Source organism: Campylobacter concisus UNSWCS, from assembly GCF_000466685.1.
Taxonomy (GTDB): Bacteria; Campylobacterota; Campylobacteria; order Campylobacterales; family Campylobacteraceae; genus Campylobacter_A; species Campylobacter_A concisus_A.
In genome coordinates this window covers 34,005-53,453 of sequence record NZ_ANNG01000016.1, presented here as the reverse complement: position 1 = coordinate 53,453, position 19,449 = coordinate 34,005, and the positions used below count along the sequence as shown (strand labels likewise).

The window sequence follows — 19,449 nt, the reverse complement described above, 5'->3', positions numbered from 1 at the left end:
ACTATCTGGTAAGAAAGATCTAAAAGATATACTAGCTAGGATTTTAAAGCTTAGAAATTTAGAGCTTAAAAAAGATCACACGCTTGAGGGACTAGCAAGTAAGATAATGGATGTTTTAAAAGAATTTGATGAGAGGACGAAAGTAAAAGCCTAAAGTCCGTCAAGTAAAATTTTATAAAGGCGGTTTATCTCATCGTCGTTTAGCTCGATCGTGCTTTTTGTATCAAACAAATTTTTGATCTTGCTAGCGTCAAATTCGCTCCTATCAAGGCAGTGCTTGTGAGATGGCAAAAAGCCACGAGTTAAGCAAAGCTCGCTTTCTATCTCCTCGTCGCAGATAAAGCACTCAAGCTCGCTGTGAAGCCTGCCCTCATACTCTAAAATTTTGACGTAGCTTTCGATGATAAGGCGTTTTGGATTTTGCAGCTGCATCTGTTTGGCACAGCGATCAAGCTCGTTAAAATAAATTTCATCAAGCTGCTCGACCTCTTTTAGATGATCATAAAGTAGGCGCATAAACTGCTGCCAAATGATGAGTTTGTCGCGCTCTAGCAACCACTTAAAGCCAAGGTGAAGTATGCTTCTAAGCTTTGGTAGAAATTTCGCCTCTTGCTCGAGCTCAAAGTCGATCTTGTAGCCAGTCATGATGTTTGAGTGGCGTGCGCCAAAAAATCTATATGACTTTACGAGCAAATTTGGCGTTAGCACAAAGACTAAAAGGTCCTCGTCTCTGACCTTTTGCACGCGCAGGATATAGCCTTGCATCTAGGCAAAAAACTCCCTTATGCGCTCTCTCATCACGCGGGCATCTTTGATGAAATTTACCTCATTTCTAAAGCTTGTAGCGCCGTCTATGCCCTTGCTGTATTGGTGGAGGTGCTTTCTAAATATGCAAAGTCCATGCTCGCCGTAGTGCTCGATCATAGCGTCGAAGTGAGCTAGGATGATCTCTTGTTTTAGCGCCTTATCAACGCTACTTTTGGTCTTTATCTCGTGAAATATCCAAGGGTTGCCGATGCTTGCTCTGCCGATCATTAGGGCGTCACATTTTGTGAGATTTAAAATTTCATCTGCATTTTGCGCGTTTATATCGCCATTTGCAACGACTGGGATTTTCACGCTCGCCTTTACTCTAGCTATCGCTTCATAATCAACCTTCGCCGTATATCCACCAGCTCTGGTGCGACCATGCACTGCGATGTAGTTTGCGCCGGCTTCTTCGCAGGCTTTTGCTATCCGCTCTTCGTTTTTGTCGTTAAAGCCAAGTCTAAATTTAACGCTTAGGCTCTCTTTGTTTGAGACGCTTTTTATGGCTTCGATTATGCTTTGAAGTTTGTCTAGATCGTTTAGCAGAGCAGATCCTGCGCCTTGTTTAACGACCTTTGGCACAGGGCAGCCGCAGTTTAGATCGAGCCCGTAAATCCCATCAAATTTATTGATTATCAGCACGGCTTTTTTTAGATTTTCTATATCGCTACCAGCTATCTGGACGACGTAGGGCTCTTCATTTGGGGATTTTTTAAGCATTTCAAGGGTTTTGTCACTGCTCTCATAGACCAGAGCATTTGCACTGATCATCTCGCTAACAGTGACGTCGCAGCCAAATCTCTTGACGACGCTTCGTAACGGCAGGTCAGAAAAGCCAGCAAGTGGCGCTAAGAAAAGTGGCTTTTTACTAAAGTCTATCATTTAAAAAATAGCGAGCTAGGCACCATTTTGCCGTTATCTCGCAAAAATAGTAAAACCTTTATCTCTTTAAACTCATCAGGATCGCTGCCCTCGATAGCTTCTCTTACTTTATCAAGCATCTGAAGCTCAAATAGCGCATATACGTAGGCTTCATCAGCGTCAGCATGGATGCTTTTTAGCTTCTCAAAGATGCCGATAAATGCGTCTGGTTTTAGTTTATTTTTAAGCATTATAGCTGCTTTGTCGTATTGTGCTTTTGTTACTTTTGCATTATTTAAAAGATCGAAAATTTCATCGCTACTTAGGTCGATCTCATCATTTACAAAACGCGTGATAATAGTCATTATATCTTCGCTTGCTAGCTCTGGATCGATTTTTTTAATCTCGCTAAATGAAGCTGTTTTTATGAGCTTGTTAAAGGCTGCTTTTTTAAGGCTCTCGTTTTGCTCTTGGTTTTTAAGCACGTCAAGATAGTAAGTCGGCAGCTGCTCGATCTTGTTTAGCTCGTTTAGGATGTTTAGCTTGCTATCTTTTGCTAGTCTAAATTTCTTTAGATCGACGATCTCTTTGTTTTTTATGCTTTTTATGGTTTGTAAGATATTGTTTATCTCGCCGTCATCAACGCCAACGTCTTTAAGCTCGCCTACTGGTGAGATAGAACGTGTGAGCTGTGAGGCGATCTTGTAAGTATCGGTTTTGAAGTCTTTGTTGCTCTCAAAGCCAAGAAGCGTCTCTTTTGCAAGGTCTTTGTAGAGTTGGCTATCTTTTTTTATCCATTTTTTATATCTATAAAAGGCGTATCCGTGATATGCGATGTGAAGTAGGGCAAGGAGCGCTAGAAGGGCTACTGGAAGTGCCACCCAGACAGCTACTGGCAAGGTTATGGCTTGACCTAAGAGCTCAAAGGTGAAGTCTGAACTATTAAGAGAATAGGTAAGTCCTGCAACAACTGCTGTGTAGATGATGCAGTAGACGAGAAATTTTCTGGTTTTCATATTTTCTCCTTAGTTTTTTGCTGTTTTTTCTATTATCTCACGACAAGCTATGCAGTATTTTGCATGCGGTTTTACTTTTAGGCGAGGGACGCCGATCTCCTCTTCACACATGTCACAAATTCCATAAGTCTTGTTTGCTATCTTCTCAAGCGCCTCGTCGATCTCGTGAAGCTCGGCTCTTTGCTGGGTTGATATAGACTGCTCTATAAGCTGGTCGGTATTTACTGAAGCGATGTCAAATTCATCGCTTACGCCACTATCTCTTAGGCCGCTTACTTCAACTGATGAGTCATAAATATTTTTTTTGATTTGTAGCTTTCTATCTTCAAGTAGTTTTTTGAAAAAATTTAGCTCGTTTTGAGTCATTTTATATTCCTTTATTTGTGATATGGGTGGTTTGCATTGATACAAAGCCCTCTAAAAATTTGCTCAAAAAGTACGAGCTTGGCGACTTTGTGCGCCATAGTCATCTTGCTTAAGCTTACGACTTTTTGTGCCTTGTTTTTTAAATTTTGGCTAAGCCCATAAGCTCCACCTATGAAAAAATTGATCTGTGAATTTGAGTTTAAAATTTGAGCAAATTCTTGGCTGTCAAGCTGTGAGCCATTTTCATCAAGCATCACGCAAAAGCCTTTTAAATTTGGCTCGTAAATTTCATCATAAGCTCTTAGCGCATCGCTTCTGCCACTGCTTTGAGCCTTTGCTATCTTTTCATTAAATATTATTTTGTCGTTTATCTTGGCAAATTTTGCACTCATTTTTATATATTCTTGTATCTCGTTTTCAAAGTTGTCACGCGATGATTTTTGAATGCTAAAAACCGAAATTTCCAAACTTACCCTTTGGTTTTTAGTTTTAGTTCAAAGCCAGCTTCGTTTCCAGTAGTCACTTCGCTTTTAGAGATCATAGCTTTGCTATTTGTAAGAAATTTAACCATATCGCTTATATATTTTTTGTGCTCGCTTCTTGGCACGATGTCATCTATAAGACCATGTTCAAGCAAAAACTCAGCCCTTTGAAAGCCCTCTGGAAGATCAGCGCCTATGGTTTGTTTAATAACCCTTTGCCCTGCAAAGCCTATTAGCGCGCCAGGTTCAGCGATTATTAGATCTCCAAGCCATGCAAATGATGCACTAACGCCGCCCATCGTAGGATCTGTAAGGATAGAAATATATGGTAATCTTGCTTCATCAAGAAGTTTTAGGGCTGCTGAAGTCTTTGACATCTGCATCAAAGAAAATGTGCTCTCTTGCATCCTAGCGCCACCAGATGCGCTTACGATGATCAAGGCTTGGCGTTTTTCGATCGCGCGTTTTATCGCTCTTACGATCTTTTCGCCCTCAACTGAAGCTAGTGAGCCGCCCATAAAGCCAAAGTCAAAAACAACTAGCTGAATTTCTTGTCCGTTGCATTTGCCTTCGCCGCATATCACTGAGCTTGTGTGTCCTGTTTTTTCTTTATTTTCTGTAATTCTTTTTTTGTATGATTTTTTATCGACAAAATTTAAAGGATCTACTGGTTTTAAATTTGCGTCAAATTCTACAAAGCTACCTTCATCGCAGATCAAATTTATGCGATCATCAGCTTTTAATCTCATGTGGTAGCCGCATTTTGGGCATACATTAAAACAAGCTTCAACTTCTTTGTAATACATCAGTGAGTGGCAGTTGTCGCATTTTACCCAGTGTGTAGGTGCTTCTTCTGGACGAGGTTGAGCTTTTCTTATCTTTGAAAAAATATCTGAGAAATTCATCTTTTTACCCACTTATATTAAAAATTGTGGGATTATATCTAATGTTAGCCTTGCTTTTTCTTATATGACTTAAAGTTTGTGTGTTTGCGGGGGATTTAAGGGGCAAACTAGCCCCTTAAAAGTATTTTACTAGAAGCGTCTTCCGATAGTAAATTCAAATGTATTTGTATCATCGCCCTCTTTAGGTTTAAGAGCTTTTGCGAAGATTAGTTGAAGTGGTCCGATCGGTGTTATCCACTCGATACCAGTGCCAACTGATGATCTTTTTATCTCATTTAGGCTATTTTCACCGATCATACCGTAATCATAAAATACAACGCCACGCATTTTGACACGCTCTATTATAGGGAAGCTCATCTCAACTGAGTTGTTAAATGATGTTTCGCCGCCGTATTCATAGTAGTCGCCTTTGTATTTTACTTTTGGAGATACGGTTCTGCTCTCATAACCACGTAAGCTTCTTATACCGCCAAGGTAAAGTCTTTCGTTGATCGGAGTATAGCCTCTCTCCCAAATTTTGCCAAAGCTTGCTTTATACCTTAAGATAAGATCGTAGTCGATGTACTCTCTAAGACCTAGATAGTAGTTGAAATTTGTGCGGTTTTTAACAAAATCCATATCACCACCAAGTCCTGCTATCTCAAATGATGTACTAGCTATGATACCACGTCTTGGCAAGTAATAATCATCAGTGCTATTGTATGTCAAAGCTGGAGTTATAGCACTTTTTATGGCCTTGCCTTCTCTATAAATTTCTTTTCCTGTGTCTTTATTTATATTTCTTAGTTCATCATCTTTTAGAGTAACTTTACTTTGCTCGATATTATAAGTAAGTGATGCACTTAAATTTCTGGTTAATTTTCTACCTAGTGTTGTGCTAAAGCCATAGCTTCTCTCTTTATATGTTCTCCAGTCGTAGTCGTTTGCATAGAGTGTTCCGCCAAGGCTATACTCTGAGTCAAAAATTCTTGGATTTGTAAGACTTATCTGACCTGAAAGTTCTCTATCACTCTTATCTACGCTTACTTGTCCTTGAAGACCAGAGCCAAAGATGTTTGTGTCAGAAAGTGCAGCGTTAAGTAGCAAGCCATCGCTACTTCCGTATCCGATACCACCGCTTATCGAGCCAGTTGAAGCCTCTTTTACCTTTACTTTTAGATCGACTGTGTTTTTATCAACTGGATCCTCTTCTATCTCTACATCATCAAAGTAGCTTGTTCTTTTTAATGCATCTTTTGAGTCTTGAAGGTCGGTTCTACTATATAAATTTCCCTCAGTTAGATATAGCTCACGTCTTACGACACGATCAACTGTTCTATCGTTTCCTGAAATTTGAACGTTTCTTATATATACTTTTTCGCCAGGATCAACTTCGTAGTCGATATCAACTGTTTTATTTTCATCAAATTTGTCAGTCTTTGGATAGACTTTGACAAATGCATAACCCTTATCAGCGACCATATCGTCAAGCTTTTTCATATCTTGGCGAAGTCTTGCTGAGTTCATCGTATCGCCAGCTTCAAGTCTAAAGTCATCTATGATCTTTTTAGTATCAAGTCCTAGCTCTTCAGGTGCTGTGATGCTTACATTTGAAACCTTATAAGGCTCGCCCTCGTGGATATAGTATGTAAGATCGGCTGTGTAGTTATCAAATGACGCATTTAGGTAAGGTGACGAAACAGTCGCGTCTAAATAGCCTTTCTGAAAATATTTATCTTGAATCCTTGCTGGGTCATTTTCAAGCTCAAAAAGTTTAACTTTACCGTCGTTTCTGCCCCAAAGCCAGCCCATAAATTCTCTACTTTTGTTTGCAACTACTGGCTCGATATCATCATAGTCAAACTCTTTTGCACCGACTAAATTTACCTTTTTGATTATCATATTTTCGCCGCGGTTTATGTTTAGAGTGATGAAAAGCGAGCTGTCGTTGTCGGCAACTGGCTGCTTTTCTACATCTACAACTGTGTCAAAGTAGCCCTTTGACTCATAATACTGGCGAATTCTCTCTTTTGTTTTTTCGATAGTTAGCTCATCATACATATTGCCAGGTTTGATGTTGATTAGCGACTCGATCGCAGTTTTGTCATTTGTCACAACGCCCTTTAGATCGACTCTAGCCACGCTTGGCTTCTCTTTTACTTTTACTAAAAGATTGCCATTACCTGTATCTTCTATGTAGATATCATCAAAATAATTTTGCTTGTATAAATTTGTGATAGCCTTGTCGCTAAGCTTTGGTGTTAGCTCTTGACCGACTTTTAGCCCCATTATCTGCGTGGCTACATCAGGCGAAAGGTGGATTAGACCTTTGAAATTTATTGACTGAATTGTTTGTGCATTTAGACCGCTTAAAGCTAGTGCTAGTAAAAATAATTTCTTTTTCATTAAATTTAACCTAGAGTTTTAGTATAAGTGCGTATAATATCATATTTTATTTTTAAAAAATTTAAATTTTATAATTTTAAAGGTTTTTTATGAAAATAGGTATCATTGGACTTGGTCTTATGGGTGGCTCGCTTGGTCTTGCGCTAAAAGATGAAAAATTGATCTCGTGTGTCAGCGGATATGATAAAGATGAAAATCACAGCAAAAAAGCGCTCGAACTTGGCTTGGTGCATGAAATTTTAAGCATCGATGAGATGAAAAAGAAGTGTGACATCATCTTTTTGGCTGTTCCAGTTGAGGCTATCGTAAGCATCGTGCAAAATTTAACCGACATTAGCGAAGATACGACGATCATTGATTTTGGCTCGACAAAGCAAAAGATAATAGAAGCCGTGCCAGAAAAAATTCGTAAAAATTTCATCCCGGCTCACCCGATGGCAGGTACCGAGTACTCTGGTCCTGAGGCTGCATTTAAGTCACTTTACACAGGGGCAACTGTTATTGTTTGTGACTTTGCTGAGAGTGCGGAAAAACATGTAAAAAGAAGCGTTGAGCTATTTTCTTGCCTTGGCATGAAGATCATTTTCATGAGTGCAAAAGAGCATGATCATCATGTGGGTCTCATCTCGCATCTGCCTCACGCTATTGCATTTTCGCTTGCTAGCGGGATATTAAAAGAAGAGGATAAAAGGCATATCGTTGCACTTGGAGGGCCGACATTTAAGGGCATGATACGCGTTGCAAAGAGTTCGCCATTTATGTGGAGTGATATCTTTAAGCAAAATAAAAATAACGTCGTTGCCGCGATAAATATGTTTGAAAAAGAGCTAAATTTATGCAAAGATCTCATAAAAGATGAGCGCTGGGACGAGCTTTTTGATTGGATGAGCGAAGCTAGAGCTGTAAGAGAAATTTTGTAATTAACTAAAAATTTATTGATTAAATGTAAAATTTCGCAAATAAAATTTAAGGTAATAATATATGTATAGACGTGGAATAGGTGGTTTTGGCATTGTTGTAGTTTTACTTGTTTTGATATTAGCTGGTGGCTTTGGATATGCTTTGATGTCGAAAGACTTTGAACGAAACGAGCCAATTATCGGCGTTGCTGATAAGGTTTATTGGAACCTTCGCTCGCCTATGAATATCAAATTTAAAGATGACAGCGGCATAAAATTTGTGCGCATTAGCATAAATGACGGCAAAAATGATCTAAATTTACTAAATCAAATCATACAAAATCCAAGCACTGAGCTTGATGTAAATTTAACCTTCCCAAAAACTGGCTTTTTCGCTCAAAAAGATACTTATGAGATGAGCATAGAAGCAGTCGATACTAGCAAATGGGGCTTTTTTACAGGAAATAAAGCAAGCAAAAAAGTTGAAGTCGTACTTGATACCTCTAAGCCTGATCTTTACGTGCTTTCTCAGTCTTACTCTATCTCAAAAGGCGGTAGCGCAGTTGTTGTCTTTAGAGCGACTGACAATCAGCTAAAAGAGGTCTATGTCCAGACAAATTTTGGTAAGAAATTTAAGGCCGTACCATTTTACAAAGAGGGCTTTTACGCAGCACTCGTTGCTTGGCCAGTGCAGGTTGAAAACTTTAGCGCTGAGGTCATCGCAAGAGACTTTGCGGGCAATGAGAGCAAATCACACGTGAGATATTTTTATGAAAATGTAAAATACAAAACTTCAACTATTGCTTTAAATGATAGATTTTTAGACGGAAAGATCGTTGATCTAACAGATCAATACGCCAAAGACCCAAACGCTCTTTCAAGGCTTGAGAAGATGAAATTTGTCAATGAAACACTAAGAAATTCAAACGAAGAGAAGATAACAGCACTTACTTCAAACGTCGATACTGACATCACAAACGGCTTTAATATCATCCCATTTTACCCACTTAGAAATGGCAAGAAAGTAGCTGATTTTGCCGACCACCGCTTCTATACATATAATAACGAGCAAGTAAGTGAGTCATGGCACATGGGTATAGACTTTGCAAGCGTGGCATCAGCTCCGATAATAGCCAGCAATGCAGGTCGCGTTGTGCTAGCATCTGAGAATGGAATTTATGGTTTAAACATTGTGATAGATCATGGATTTGGACTTTATTCGCTCTATGGTCACTGCTCAAGTGCGAAGGTAAAAGAGGGTGACATGGTTGCTGCTGGCGATCAAATAGGTACAACTGGAACGAGCGGTCTTGCGCTTGGAGATCACCTTCACTTTGGAATTTTGGTCCAAGGCGAAGAGGTAAGACCTCAACAATGGATGGATAAAAAGTGGATAAAAGACAATGTGACAAGTGTCTTAGATGCCGCAAAGGCGATGATAGATAAGAATTAAATTTGCAAATTTGATTTTTTAGTGCTATCATAAGCGAACAAAAAAATATAAGGAAAATTTTTGAAACAAACTACTATCGCAAGACGCGTTGAGACCGTTGGTATAGGGCTTCATAAGGGTGAGCCGATAAGACTTATACTAGAACCTCTTGATGCAAATTCAGGTATTATTTTGCACCGTGAAGATCTTGGTATTAGTTTTAAAGCTGAGCCTAAAAACGTTATAAATACGCAAATGGCAACCGTTGTTGGCAACGAAAAGGGCTTTATCAGCACGATAGAGCACCTAATGGCAGCTGTAAATGGATACGGCATTGATAATATTAGAATTTCAGTTGATGCAAATGAAATTCCTGTCATGGACGGCAGTGCGATAAGCTTTTGTATGTTGCTTGATGAGGCTGGTATAAGACATCTTGACGCTGGTAAAAAAGTCATCCTTGTCCGCCGCGAGGTCGAGGTGGTTGAGGGGTCAAAATTTGTGCGAACTTCGCCTTCAAGAAATCCAAAATTTGACTATACGATCAAATTTGACCACCCAGTTATCGGCGAGCAAAGATATGTTTTTGAATTTAGCAAGAGCTCATTTGTGAAAAATATCGCTCGTGCTAGAACTTTTGGCTTTTTAAAAGATTTGCAACGCTTGCAAGCTCAAAATTTAGCCCTTGGTGCATCGCTTGATAACGCCGTGGCTATCGATGATACGCATATTTTAAATCCAGAGGGTTTGAGATTTGAAAATGAGTTTGTAAGACATAAAATTTTAGATGCGGTTGGCGATTTGAGCTTGCTTGGAGCACCTTTACTAGGTGATTACACAGCATTTGCGGGTAGCCACGACCTAAACCACAAACTAACACTTGCTTTAATGGCAGACGAGAAAAATTATGAGATCGCAACGCTTAGTGGCGAGCTTTTAAAAGAGTATCAAAAGGTATTTGCATAAAAAATATTGAAATTTTAGTAGTCTCTTTATCGACTCCGCTTTTGGTTGGAGTCTATAAAGATGGCGTAAAATTTGATGAGATCACAACTGACGAGCATGTCAGCGAAGCTCTGATAAAAATCCTAGAAAATTTATCCTCTAAATTTAACATCACAAAGATCATCTACGCAAACACGCCAGGCAGCTTCATGGGGCTAAAGGTGGCCTACGTCATTTTAAAGACTTTTTCTTTGGCAAAGGGCTGTGAATTTTACGCGGTTAGTGGCTTTAGTCTAAATGGCGGTCAAGCGATCAGGGCAAATAAAAATTTAAGTTTTGTTCTAAAAAATGGTGAAATTTCACTTGAAAAAGTTGAGCCTGTGAGATTTGTGTTGCCTTTAAATTTAGATGAATTAAAACTAAATTCAGATACACTTCCAGATTATATCATCCAAGCTGTTTAGGAGAAAATTTGAATATCTTAATCCCTGCTACGAGTGCAAATTTAGGACCTGGTTTTGACGCTTTGGGGCTTAGTTTAAAGTTTTTTAATAGCGTAAAGATCGAACCATCTAAATTTAGCTCGGTCTCGATAAATGGCGAGGGAAGCGATAGTGTAAATTTAAAAAGAAACAACATTTTTCTAAGTATTTTTAATGAAATTTTTCTCGAGCTAACTGGAAAAAATGAAAATTTTAGAGTAGTTTTTGAAAACAATATCCCATTTTCAAGAGGACTTGGCAGTAGCTCTGCAGTGATCGTTGGAGCTATAGCTTCAGCTTACGAGATGGCTGGGTTTAAGGCCAGCAAAAGCGTCGTTTTAAATAAAGCGATCATCTATGAAACCCACCCGGACAATATCTCGCCAGCAGTTCACGGCGGATTTATCAGCGCGATCGTAAAAAATGGCAGTGTCTATGCAAATAAAATAAATTTAAGCGACGAGATAAAAGCAGTTGTTGTCATCCCAAATAAGCCGATGAGCACGACATCATCAAGGCAAATTTTACCAAAAAACTACACCATGAAAGAGTGCATAAATAACCTCTCTCACGCTGCATTTTTAACATCTTGTTTTTATGAAAAAAGGTATGATCTTTTGAAGATAGCAAGTGAAGATATGATGCACGAAGAGCGTAGAATGAGCGCTTTAGAGGAGCTTTTTGAGGTGCGAAAGGTAGCCTATGAAAATGGAGCGCTTATGAGTACGCTTTCAGGCTCAGGTTCAAGCTTTTTAAATATCGCTTATAAAGACGACGCTAAAAATTTACAAGATGCTTTAAAGAGTAAATTTGGTGATTTTAGAGTGGAAATTTTTTCATTTGATAACGATGGATACGAAATCACGCAAAGCTAGAAACAAGTTTAAAAAGGTATAATGAATAAAAATAATCCAGTAAGGACATGCGTCGCTTGCAAAGTCAAATTTTCTCAAAACTTGCTAAAAAGATACCGCTTGGTAGGCAAGAATTTGGAGTGCGGCAAAGGAAATGGTCGCAGTTTCTATCTGTGTGATGGCTGTTTGCAAAAAGACGACAAAATTTTAAAAAAAATAATTGATAAACAAACTAAAGGTGCCCTCGGACTTGACGCACCGAAGTTAAAGGAGATACTCTTAAATGAGCAATGTTAGGATTTCAGAGATCGCAAATGAGCTTGGCTACCCAAGTAAAGAGATAGTCGAAAAAGCTCAAGAACTAGGCCTAAAGGTCAAAACTCACTCAAATGCTGTGAGCCTTGAAGAGGCTGAAGCAATATATGAATACGTTCAAACTGGCGTAATACCAGATAAATTTAAAAAGAAAAAGAGCGAGCCAAAAGCAAAAAAAGAGCCTAAAAAAGAGGCAGAAAAAGAGCCAGTTAAAAAAGAAGAAAAACCTAAAGCCGAGCCTAAAAAGGCAGCTGCTAAGTCTGTGCCAAAACCCGAAAAGGCAAAGACTGAGCCTAAAAAAGAGGCGCAAATTTCAGAAGAAAAGCCTAAAACTGAGCCCAAAAAAGAAGAGCCTGTAAAAGTTGAGCAAAAGCCAGCTGAAGCACCAAAACCAAAAGAGAGCTTGGCTGACGTGACTCAAAAAAGACGTGGCCTTGTGATAGTTAAAAAGAAAAAAGATTTCGAGGCGCCAGCTCCAGTAAAAGAGGAGAAAAAGGCTGAGGCAGCAGTGGCTAACATCAGCGATTTTAAGAGTATGTTCTCTGCTAGCGATGAAAATTTGGCTAGAAAAAAGAAAAAAGAGAAAAAAGTAACAGTTGTAAGCAAAAAAGATAGTGCCGAGAAGATGGACTTGCTTGGCGGAAGCGACTTTGGCGACATCGTGCTTGAAGATGAAGACGTGGTTGTATTGCCTGATTTTAGCTTCAAAACACCAGCGCCAGCTCCTATGCAAAGGACAAAACAGCCAAATGCGATGAAAACAACCGTCAATAACACGATAAATTCATTTGGCGAAGGCGGCATACAAAGAAGAGCTAGAAAAAAACACAAAAAGCCTGAAAATAAACAAAACAGCGAAGCTGTAACTTCGATAAATATCCCAAAAGAAATTCGCGTTTACGAATTTGCTGAAAAGCTAAACAAGCAGCCTAGCGAGGTCATAGGCAAGCTATTTATGCTCGGTATGATGACAACTAAAAACGACTTTTTGGATGAAGATGCGATAGAAATTTTGGCTGATGAGTTTAATGTCGAGGTAAATATCATCGATGATCAAAAAGAATTTGACTACGTTGCAGCCTATGAAGAGGAGATAAAAGATGATGAAAATCTCCAGCCAAGAGCGCCAGTTATAACCATTATGGGTCACGTTGACCACGGCAAAACCTCGCTACTTGACTACATAAGAAAGTCTCGCGTAGCAGCAGGCGAGGCTGGTGGCATCACTCAGCACGTGGGTGCTTATATGGTAAATAAAAACGGCAAAAATATCACATTTATCGACACTCCAGGCCACGAGGCATTTACGGCTATGCGTGCAAGGGGCGCTGGCGTAACTGATATAGTTATCATCGTTGTTGCAGCAGATGACGGCGTAAAACCACAGACAAAAGAGGCAGTTAGCCACGCAAAAGCCGCTGGCGTGCCAATAATCATCGCAATAAATAAAATGGATAAAGAGTCAGCAAATCCTGATCTAGTAAAAACCGGTCTTGCTGAGCTTGACATCATGCCAACAGAGTGGGGTGGCAAGTATGAATTTGTGCCAATCTCTGCAAAAACAGGCATGGGCATAGATGATCTACTTGAGATCGTGCTTTTGCAGGCTGATCTTTTGGAGCTAAAGGCAAATCCAAAGGCAAACGCAAAGGCTACTGTCATCGAGAGCTCACTTCAAAAAGGCCGTGGTCCAGTAGCTACCATCATTGTTGAAAACGGCACGCTTCATGTCGGAGACACTGTCGTAGCTGGCGTTGCATACGGTAAGATAAGAAGCTTGCTTGATGATCAGGGTAGGCCATTAAAAGAGATAAAACCAGGCGAATGTGGCGTGATAGTTGGTCTTAGCGAGATAGCAGAGGCTGGCGAGACATTAATAGGTGTCAAAACCGACAAAGAAGCTCGCGAGTACGCACAGAAAAAGGCTGAATATATCCGCCAAAAAGAGCTTAGTAAGAGCACAAAGGTTAGTATCGATGAGCTTAGTGCTAAGATCGCTGAGGGCGAGCTAAAAACACTTCCAGTCATCATCAAAGCTGATGTTGGCGGATCACTCGAGGCGCTAAAAGCGAGCCTAGAAAAACTAGCAAATGACGAGATCAGAGTAAATGTCATCCACTCAGGCGTAGGCGGTATCACGCAAAGCGACGTTGCGCTTGCAGGTGCAAGTAACGACTGCATCATCCTTGGCTTTAATATAAGGCCAACTGGCGAGATAAAAGAGAAGGCAAAAGAGAGCGGTGTTGAAATAAAAACTTATAATGTTATTTATAATCTAATCGACGATGTGAAGGCGATTTTGGGCGGACTAATGTCACCTATCATCAGAGAAGAGCAACTTGGTCAAGCTCAGGTTCGCCAAGTGATCCATGTGCCAAAAGTTGGCGCAATCGCTGGATGTATCGTCACTGAGGGCACGATAAACAGAGGGGCAAAAATTCGTCTTATTAGAGAAGGTGTGGTCGTTTATGAGGGCTCGGTAAGCTCACTAAAACGCTTTAAAGATGACGTAAAAGAGGTTGCTAAAGGCTACGAGTGTGGCGTTGGTATCGAGAATTTCAACGACATCAGAGAAAATGACTACATCGAAAGCTTCAAAGAAGTCAAGGAGAAAGCTACTCTATGAACGCTAACGAAATAAAGCGTATGAGAACAGAGAGTGTGCTAAAAGAGCTCATACCAGAGGCTCTAGCCACTCTTGAAGATAGCATTTTAAAGGGACTTTGCGTCACTGATGTCGAGTGCAAAAAGGGCAGATACGACGCCTTTGTCTATCTTGACAAGATGATGTTTGATGAGCGCGAGCAAGAGTATATTTTGGGGCATCTAAAGCGCGTTTGTAGGCATTTGCAAAACCACTGCATGGCGGCTGAGGGCTGGTATAGATGTCCAAATTTTCACTTTAAATTTGACGATAGATTAGAGTATCAAAACCATATGGATAAGTTGTTTGATAAAATTTCAAAGGATTTAAACAAAAATGGATAATTTAGACAAACTAGTACGTGAATGCGGCGTTGAGCTTTACGACAGCGAGATCGCAAATGAAAATGGCAGGGCTATTTTTAGAGTTTATATCACAAAAGATGGCGGAGTGAGCCTTGATGATTGCGAAAAAGTGAGCCGTCTGCTCTCGCCTATCTTTGACGTAACACCGCCAGTTAGCGGAGATTATAACCTTGAGGTTAGCTCGCCTGGCCTTGAGAGAAAGCTTAGCAAGCCTTCACACTTTAAAGCGAGCGTTGGTGAGCTAGTCAAAGTTCAAACCGAGGCTGAGAAATTTACTGGAAGGCTTGTAAAAGCGGACGAAGAGAGCATCGCAGTAGAAAACGAAGAGGGAATTTTTGAGATCAACATCAGTGAGATAAAAAAAGCAAAAACATATTTGGAGTGGTAAAATGCTAAGCGACATCGAGATAACTCACCAAACGAAACTTGAACACATCAGTAAAGTTGCCGCAAAACTAGGCTTAAACGAAGACGAGCTTGAGCTTTACGGCAAATTTAAGGCTAAAATTTCCCCTAGACTTGAGCCATCAAACTCAAAGCTCATCTTAGTTACCGCGACTAATCCAACCCCATACGGCGAGGGCAAAACGACTATGTCGATCGGTCTAGCTGACGCACTAAATTCACTTGGTAAAAAGGTCTGCCTAGCACTTCGCGAGCCATCTCTTGGACCAGTTTTTGGCATAAAGGGTGGAGCAGCAGGTGGTGGCTACTCGCAGCTTGCGCCTATGGAGGATCTAAATTTACACTTCACCGGCGATTTTCACGCGATAACATCGGCAAATAACCTCATTTCAGCGATGATAGATAATAGCCTCTATCAAGAAAACCCACTAAAAATCGAGAAAATTTTATGGAAGCGCTGTATGGATATGAACGACCGCGCGCTTAGATTTATCACTGTGGGTCAAGGTGGCAGAACGGACGGCGTGCCAAGAGAAGATGGCTTTAATATTACCGCCGCAAGCGAGATCATGGCTGTGCTTTGTCTAGCAACAAGCTTATCAGATCTAAAAGAGCGCGTAGCAAACATTATGGTTGCTTATGATAGCGATAAAAAGCCTATCTACGTGCGTGATCTAGGCTGCCAAGACGCTGTTTGCATACTCTTAAAAGATGCGATCAAACCAAATTTATTTCAAACACTAGAGCACACACCTACGCTCGTGCATGGTGGCCCATTTGCAAACATCGCACACGGCTGCAACTCCGTCATCGCAACAAAAACGGCTCTAAATTTAGCCGACTACGTCATCACTGAAGCTGGCTTTGGCTCGGAGCTTGGCGCTGAGAAATTTTTAGATATAAAGTGCAGGGTTGCTGAGATTAAACCAAGCGCTGTGGTACTTGTAAGCACGATCAGATCGCTAAAATATAACGGTGAAGCAAACAAAGACGAGATCACAAAACCAGATATGAACGCCCTTAAAAAAGGCATAGAAAATCTTGGCGGCCACATCGAAAATTTAAAAGTCAAATTTGGTCAAAACGTAGTTGTGGCGCTTAATAAATTTGGCTTTGACACTGATGAAGAGATAAATTTCGTAAAAGAGTACTGCCGTGAGCTTGGCGTAGAAGTGGCAGTTTGTGAGAATTTCTTAAAAGGTGGCAAAGGTGCGCTTGGGCTTGCCGAGCTAGTTTTAAAGGCGTGCGATAAGCCAAGTAAGATAAATTTCACATACGAGATGAGTGACGATACAAAAACTAAAATAGAAAAGGTCGCTAAGGAAATTTATGGAGCCGGCGAGGTGGTCTTTGAAGAGGCCGCTCTTAAAAAGATCGAGATGATAAAAGAGCTAAATTTGAGCCATTTGCCAGTTTGTATCGCAAAAACTCAGTACTCATTTAGCGACGATGCGAAGCTTTTGGGTAGAGCAAAGGGCTTTACATTTAGTGTAAAAGACCTTGACATTAGAACGGGAGCCGGCTTTATCGTCGCGGTTTGCGGTAAGATCATGCTAATGCCAGGCCTTCCAAAAGTGCCAGCTGCGGTCAATATGAAGATAGACGCAGACGGTAAAATCGACGGCTTGTCGTAAATTTATGAAAACACACTGGCAAAGGCTGGTGTGTTTTACTAAGAGGCATGGATGAACGACGAATTTTACATGGATCTTGCTTTAAGCGAGGCTTGGAAATTTCAGATCCTGACCTATCCAAATCCAGCAGTTGGATGTCTTGTCCTTGATGAAAATGGGCAAATTTTATCTTGCAAGGCTCATGAAAAGGCTGGATATTTACACGCTGAGCCGACAGCGATACTTTTTGCGCTTTGCAAAAAAAGCGAAAAATTTAAAGATGATTTTATAAAAGCGTATAACGCTAAATTTAGCTCTAAGATAAAAGAGGGCGAATTTGGCCTTTTAGAGCCAGAATTTACCTATGAATTTATACTAAAAAACCACTCAAATTTACTAAAAAATGCAAAAGCTTATGTCACACTTGAGCCTTGCTCACATCATGGTAAAACGCCACCTTGTGCAAATTTACTAAAAGAGCTTGGTTTTAGCGAGGTGATAATTGGTAGCCACGATGAAAATAAGATAGCAAATGGCGGCGGGAATTTACTTCAAAGTGCTGGAGTGAAAGTTAAATTTAGCGTTTTAAAAGAGCGCTGTGATAAGCTACTTGAGCCATTTTTGGCATATCAAAATGGTGGATTTAGCTTTTTAAAAATAGCTCTTAGTAAAAACGGCGTGGCAAGTGGTGGTATCATCACAAATGAGCTTAGCCGCAGGCATGTGCATAAACTTAGAAGCGTCATAGATACGTTGGTGATCGGTGGGAATACAGTGCGGATAGACCGACCAAGGCTCGATACCAGACTTATAAAAAATGGCAAAAACCCAGACGTCATAATCTACTCAAGAGGCGATAAATTTGATGAAACATTGCCACTTTTTAGCGTGCCATATCGCAAAGTCAGCATTCAAAAAGAGCTAAATCTAAAAGGACTTTGCATGTTTGAAGGAGCTGACGAGTTTTTAAAACTTGCAAAAGAGGGCAAGCTAGCAAATATAAAGTGGCTACTTATCTATCAAAGCTCAAATTTCAAAATTGGTGAAAATTTGAGTCTTGATTTAATTTTAAAACCACTTTTTAATGGGAATTTTGGGGATGATAGTTACACTTGGTATGAAATTTTGGATTAAACATCTAGTCCAAAATAGTGTTTAACCAAAAAGCCGATGCCAAAAGATATGATCGCAACGCCAAAAGTTATCACGCACATCTCAATCACTCTTGGTAAAAATTTAAGCTCCTTTGCCACGCTTATATAAAAGTTGTAAGTGATGATGGCAACTAGTGCAAAGAAAAACATCGACAAGACGGCGTAAAGACCGCTTGTAAAGATGAAAAATGGAAGTATCAAAAATGCCGTTGTTATGATGTATGAACCGCCTGTGTAGAGTGAGTAGGTAAGCGGTTTGATCTCATCACTTGGATTTTCTTTTGACTCGAGATACGCTGAGCCAGCCATAGAGAGTGCAGCTGCCACGCCCATGATAAGGCCTGTTGCGCTAACTGATTTTGTATTTGAAAAGGCAAGCGCGATGCCGCTAAGTGTGCCTGTTAGCTCAACTAACGCATCATTCATGCCAAGCACGATACCACCAGCATTTACGAGCTTTGTGTCTTTTAGCATGGAGATTAGACTATTTTCGTGGTTCATCTCCTCTTCGTAAATATCACGAGCTTCAGGATATTCATCTACGATGTCAAGATAAAATTTCTCTGCATTTTCTTCGCGTGACTCCATAAATTTTAGAGTAAAAGATGTGCCAAAAATTTTAACAAGTATCGTATAGAAGATGACTTTGAATAAATTTGCACTTCTGCTTTCGCCAGTTATCTTTTGACAAAAAGCATAGTGACGCCTCTCTTCGGTGATTAATTTTCGAAGTATTTTTTTATTCTCATTGTCTTTTTCGCTAGCTTCTAGAAGTGAGTATATAGCAACATCGTCTGCTTCGTTTTGTAATTGTTTTAAGGCACGTTTTTTATCTAACATAAAATTTTTCCTTTTTTATAGCTTAGAAATTTAAGATTTTGATTTAGAAAGAGAGATAAGATGGTGCGATCAGCGAGACTCGAACTCGCACACCTAACGGCACTACCCCCTCAAGATAGCGTGTCTACCAATTCCACCATGATCGCAAAAAGAACAAAAGCCCCAAAAAAGGGGCTAAATTTAAGCTTTACGCTTAGCCAAGCATTGGGTTTGCGTAAAGAACGATAAGTGTAATAACAAGTGCGTAGATAACTTGTGCTTCGATCATCGCAAGAGCGATAAACATTGTAGTCATAAGTTTGCTGCCTACACCTGGGTTTCTAGCTGTTCCGCTGATAGTTGCAGCAGCTGTGTTACCCATACCTATAGCACCACCAAGAGCTGCAAGGCCAAGGCCGATACCGCCAGCGATAACTGAATATGATCTGATCATCTCGCCGTCAGCGCCAAATGCAAATGCAGCAAGACCAAGAATTAAAAACACGATCTTTTTCATCGTTGCTCCTTTAAAATTTTAAAGCTCTTTCGGATCTGTCCCCTACTTAAACTTTATGAGCCGTAATATTACAAAAACAAAACTTTGTTTCAAATAAAAACACTAAAAATTTAAATTGCCTATAAAAAATTCTTGGCTTAGAAAAATGAAAGTTTTTTTATGCTATCTTTGAAAGAATTTAAT

At 40.0% G+C, this 19,449-nt stretch carries 19 protein-coding genes and 1 tRNA gene; 10 read left to right on the top strand and 10 right to left on the bottom strand.

Annotated features, from left to right (window positions below; genetic code table 11):
* Window positions 1-150: 150 nt before the first annotated feature.
* From recO to bamA, 7 genes are all read right to left on the bottom strand, one after another.
* A complete protein-coding gene (recO, locus tag UNSWCS_RS05080; protein ID WP_021087592.1) occupies window positions 151-765 on the bottom strand; it encodes a recombination protein RecO in 615 nt (204 codons plus the stop codon).
* Window positions 766-1,689, bottom strand: coding sequence for a tRNA dihydrouridine synthase (locus UNSWCS_RS05075; RefSeq protein ID WP_021087571.1), 924 nt, complete (start codon window positions 1,687-1,689; stop codon window positions 766-768).
* The gene (locus UNSWCS_RS05070) at window positions 1,686-2,684 is read right to left on the bottom strand and encodes a hypothetical protein (RefSeq protein WP_021087570.1); all 999 of its coding nucleotides are present in this window, start codon (window positions 2,682-2,684) and stop codon (window positions 1,686-1,688) included. The genes UNSWCS_RS05075 and UNSWCS_RS05070 overlap by 4 nt, the downstream gene beginning before the upstream one ends.
* A 9-nt stretch (window positions 2,685-2,693) precedes the next feature.
* On the bottom strand, window positions 2,694-3,050 hold the full coding sequence (gene dksA, locus UNSWCS_RS05065; protein ID WP_021085778.1) for an RNA polymerase-binding protein DksA: 357 nt from the start codon (window positions 3,048-3,050) through the stop codon (window positions 2,694-2,696).
* 11 nt (window positions 3,051-3,061) lie between these two features.
* Window positions 3,062-3,517, bottom strand: coding sequence for a 23S rRNA (pseudouridine(1915)-N(3))-methyltransferase RlmH (locus UNSWCS_RS05060; RefSeq protein WP_009294328.1), 456 nt, complete (start codon window positions 3,515-3,517; stop codon window positions 3,062-3,064).
* A gap of 2 nt (window positions 3,518-3,519) precedes the next feature.
* Complete coding sequence (accD, locus tag UNSWCS_RS05055) at window positions 3,520-4,437, bottom strand: acetyl-CoA carboxylase, carboxyltransferase subunit beta (RefSeq protein WP_021087589.1); 918 nt, start codon at window positions 4,435-4,437, stop codon at window positions 3,520-3,522.
* A gap of 129 nt (window positions 4,438-4,566) precedes the next feature.
* A complete protein-coding gene (gene bamA, locus UNSWCS_RS05050; protein ID WP_021087566.1) occupies window positions 4,567-6,822 on the bottom strand; it encodes an outer membrane protein assembly factor BamA in 2,256 nt (751 codons plus the stop codon).
* 89 nt (window positions 6,823-6,911) lie between these two features.
* On the opposite strand from bamA, the gene UNSWCS_RS05045 reads away from it, so the two are divergent.
* The 10 genes from UNSWCS_RS05045 to ribD all read left to right on the top strand — a co-directional run bounded on the left by UNSWCS_RS05045 (window position 6,912) and on the right by ribD (window position 17,910).
* A complete protein-coding gene (locus UNSWCS_RS05045; protein WP_009294324.1) occupies window positions 6,912-7,742 on the top strand; it encodes a prephenate dehydrogenase in 831 nt (276 codons plus the stop codon).
* Window positions 7,743-7,803: 61 nt separating this feature from the next.
* Window positions 7,804-9,174: a M23 family metallopeptidase gene (locus tag UNSWCS_RS05040; RefSeq protein ID WP_004317224.1), complete on the top strand. Its 1,371-nt coding sequence runs from the start codon at window positions 7,804-7,806 to the stop codon at window positions 9,172-9,174.
* Between the two features lie 60 nt (window positions 9,175-9,234).
* Window positions 9,235-10,119 (top strand): UDP-3-O-acyl-N-acetylglucosamine deacetylase, encoded by an 885-nt coding sequence (lpxC, locus tag UNSWCS_RS05035; protein WP_004317248.1) that lies wholly within the window; start codon window positions 9,235-9,237, stop codon window positions 10,117-10,119.
* Window positions 10,120-10,160: 41 nt separating this feature from the next.
* Entirely contained in the window at window positions 10,161-10,562 is a 402-nt protein-coding gene (locus UNSWCS_RS05030) for an Inactive of metal-dependent protease molecular chaperone (protein ID WP_021087575.1), read from the top strand.
* An 8-nt stretch (window positions 10,563-10,570) separates the two neighbouring features.
* Window positions 10,571-11,455: a homoserine kinase gene (thrB, locus tag UNSWCS_RS05025; RefSeq protein WP_021087565.1), complete on the top strand. Its 885-nt coding sequence runs from the start codon at window positions 10,571-10,573 to the stop codon at window positions 11,453-11,455.
* A 262-nt stretch (window positions 11,456-11,717) separates the two neighbouring features.
* The gene (gene infB, locus UNSWCS_RS05015; RefSeq protein WP_021087563.1) at window positions 11,718-14,375 is read left to right on the top strand and encodes a translation initiation factor IF-2; all 2,658 of its coding nucleotides are present in this window, start codon (window positions 11,718-11,720) and stop codon (window positions 14,373-14,375) included.
* Window positions 14,372-14,737 carry a 30S ribosome-binding factor RbfA gene (gene rbfA / locus UNSWCS_RS05010; RefSeq protein WP_004317240.1) on the top strand — a complete coding sequence of 122 codons (366 nt, stop codon included), beginning with the start codon at window positions 14,372-14,374 and terminating at the stop codon, window positions 14,735-14,737. The genes infB and rbfA overlap by 4 nt, the downstream gene beginning before the upstream one ends.
* The gene (rimP, locus tag UNSWCS_RS05005; RefSeq protein WP_021087596.1) at window positions 14,730-15,146 is read left to right on the top strand and encodes a ribosome maturation factor RimP; all 417 of its coding nucleotides are present in this window, start codon (window positions 14,730-14,732) and stop codon (window positions 15,144-15,146) included. Before rbfA ends, rimP begins: the two co-directional genes overlap by 8 nt.
* A 1-nt stretch (window position 15,147) precedes the next feature.
* The gene (locus UNSWCS_RS05000; protein WP_021087590.1) at window positions 15,148-16,797 is read left to right on the top strand and encodes a formate--tetrahydrofolate ligase; all 1,650 of its coding nucleotides are present in this window, start codon (window positions 15,148-15,150) and stop codon (window positions 16,795-16,797) included.
* Between the two features lie 51 nt (window positions 16,798-16,848).
* Window positions 16,849-17,910: a bifunctional diaminohydroxyphosphoribosylaminopyrimidine deaminase/5-amino-6-(5-phosphoribosylamino)uracil reductase RibD gene (gene ribD / locus UNSWCS_RS04995; RefSeq protein WP_035143539.1), complete on the top strand. Its 1,062-nt coding sequence runs from the start codon at window positions 16,849-16,851 to the stop codon at window positions 17,908-17,910.
* Here ribD and UNSWCS_RS04990 read toward each other — a convergent pair.
* From UNSWCS_RS04990 to UNSWCS_RS04980, 3 genes are all read right to left on the bottom strand, one after another.
* Complete coding sequence (locus UNSWCS_RS04990; protein WP_021087588.1) at window positions 17,907-18,770, bottom strand: VIT1/CCC1 transporter family protein; 864 nt, start codon at window positions 18,768-18,770, stop codon at window positions 17,907-17,909. The two genes, ribD and UNSWCS_RS04990, sit on opposite strands and share 4 nt — an antisense overlap.
* A 61-nt stretch (window positions 18,771-18,831) precedes the next feature.
* A tRNA-Leu gene (locus UNSWCS_RS04985) sits at window positions 18,832-18,916 on the bottom strand.
* A gap of 47 nt (window positions 18,917-18,963) precedes the next feature.
* The gene (locus UNSWCS_RS04980; RefSeq protein WP_004317263.1) at window positions 18,964-19,266 is read right to left on the bottom strand and encodes a F0F1 ATP synthase subunit C; all 303 of its coding nucleotides are present in this window, start codon (window positions 19,264-19,266) and stop codon (window positions 18,964-18,966) included.
* Window positions 19,267-19,449: the final 183 nt, after the last annotated feature.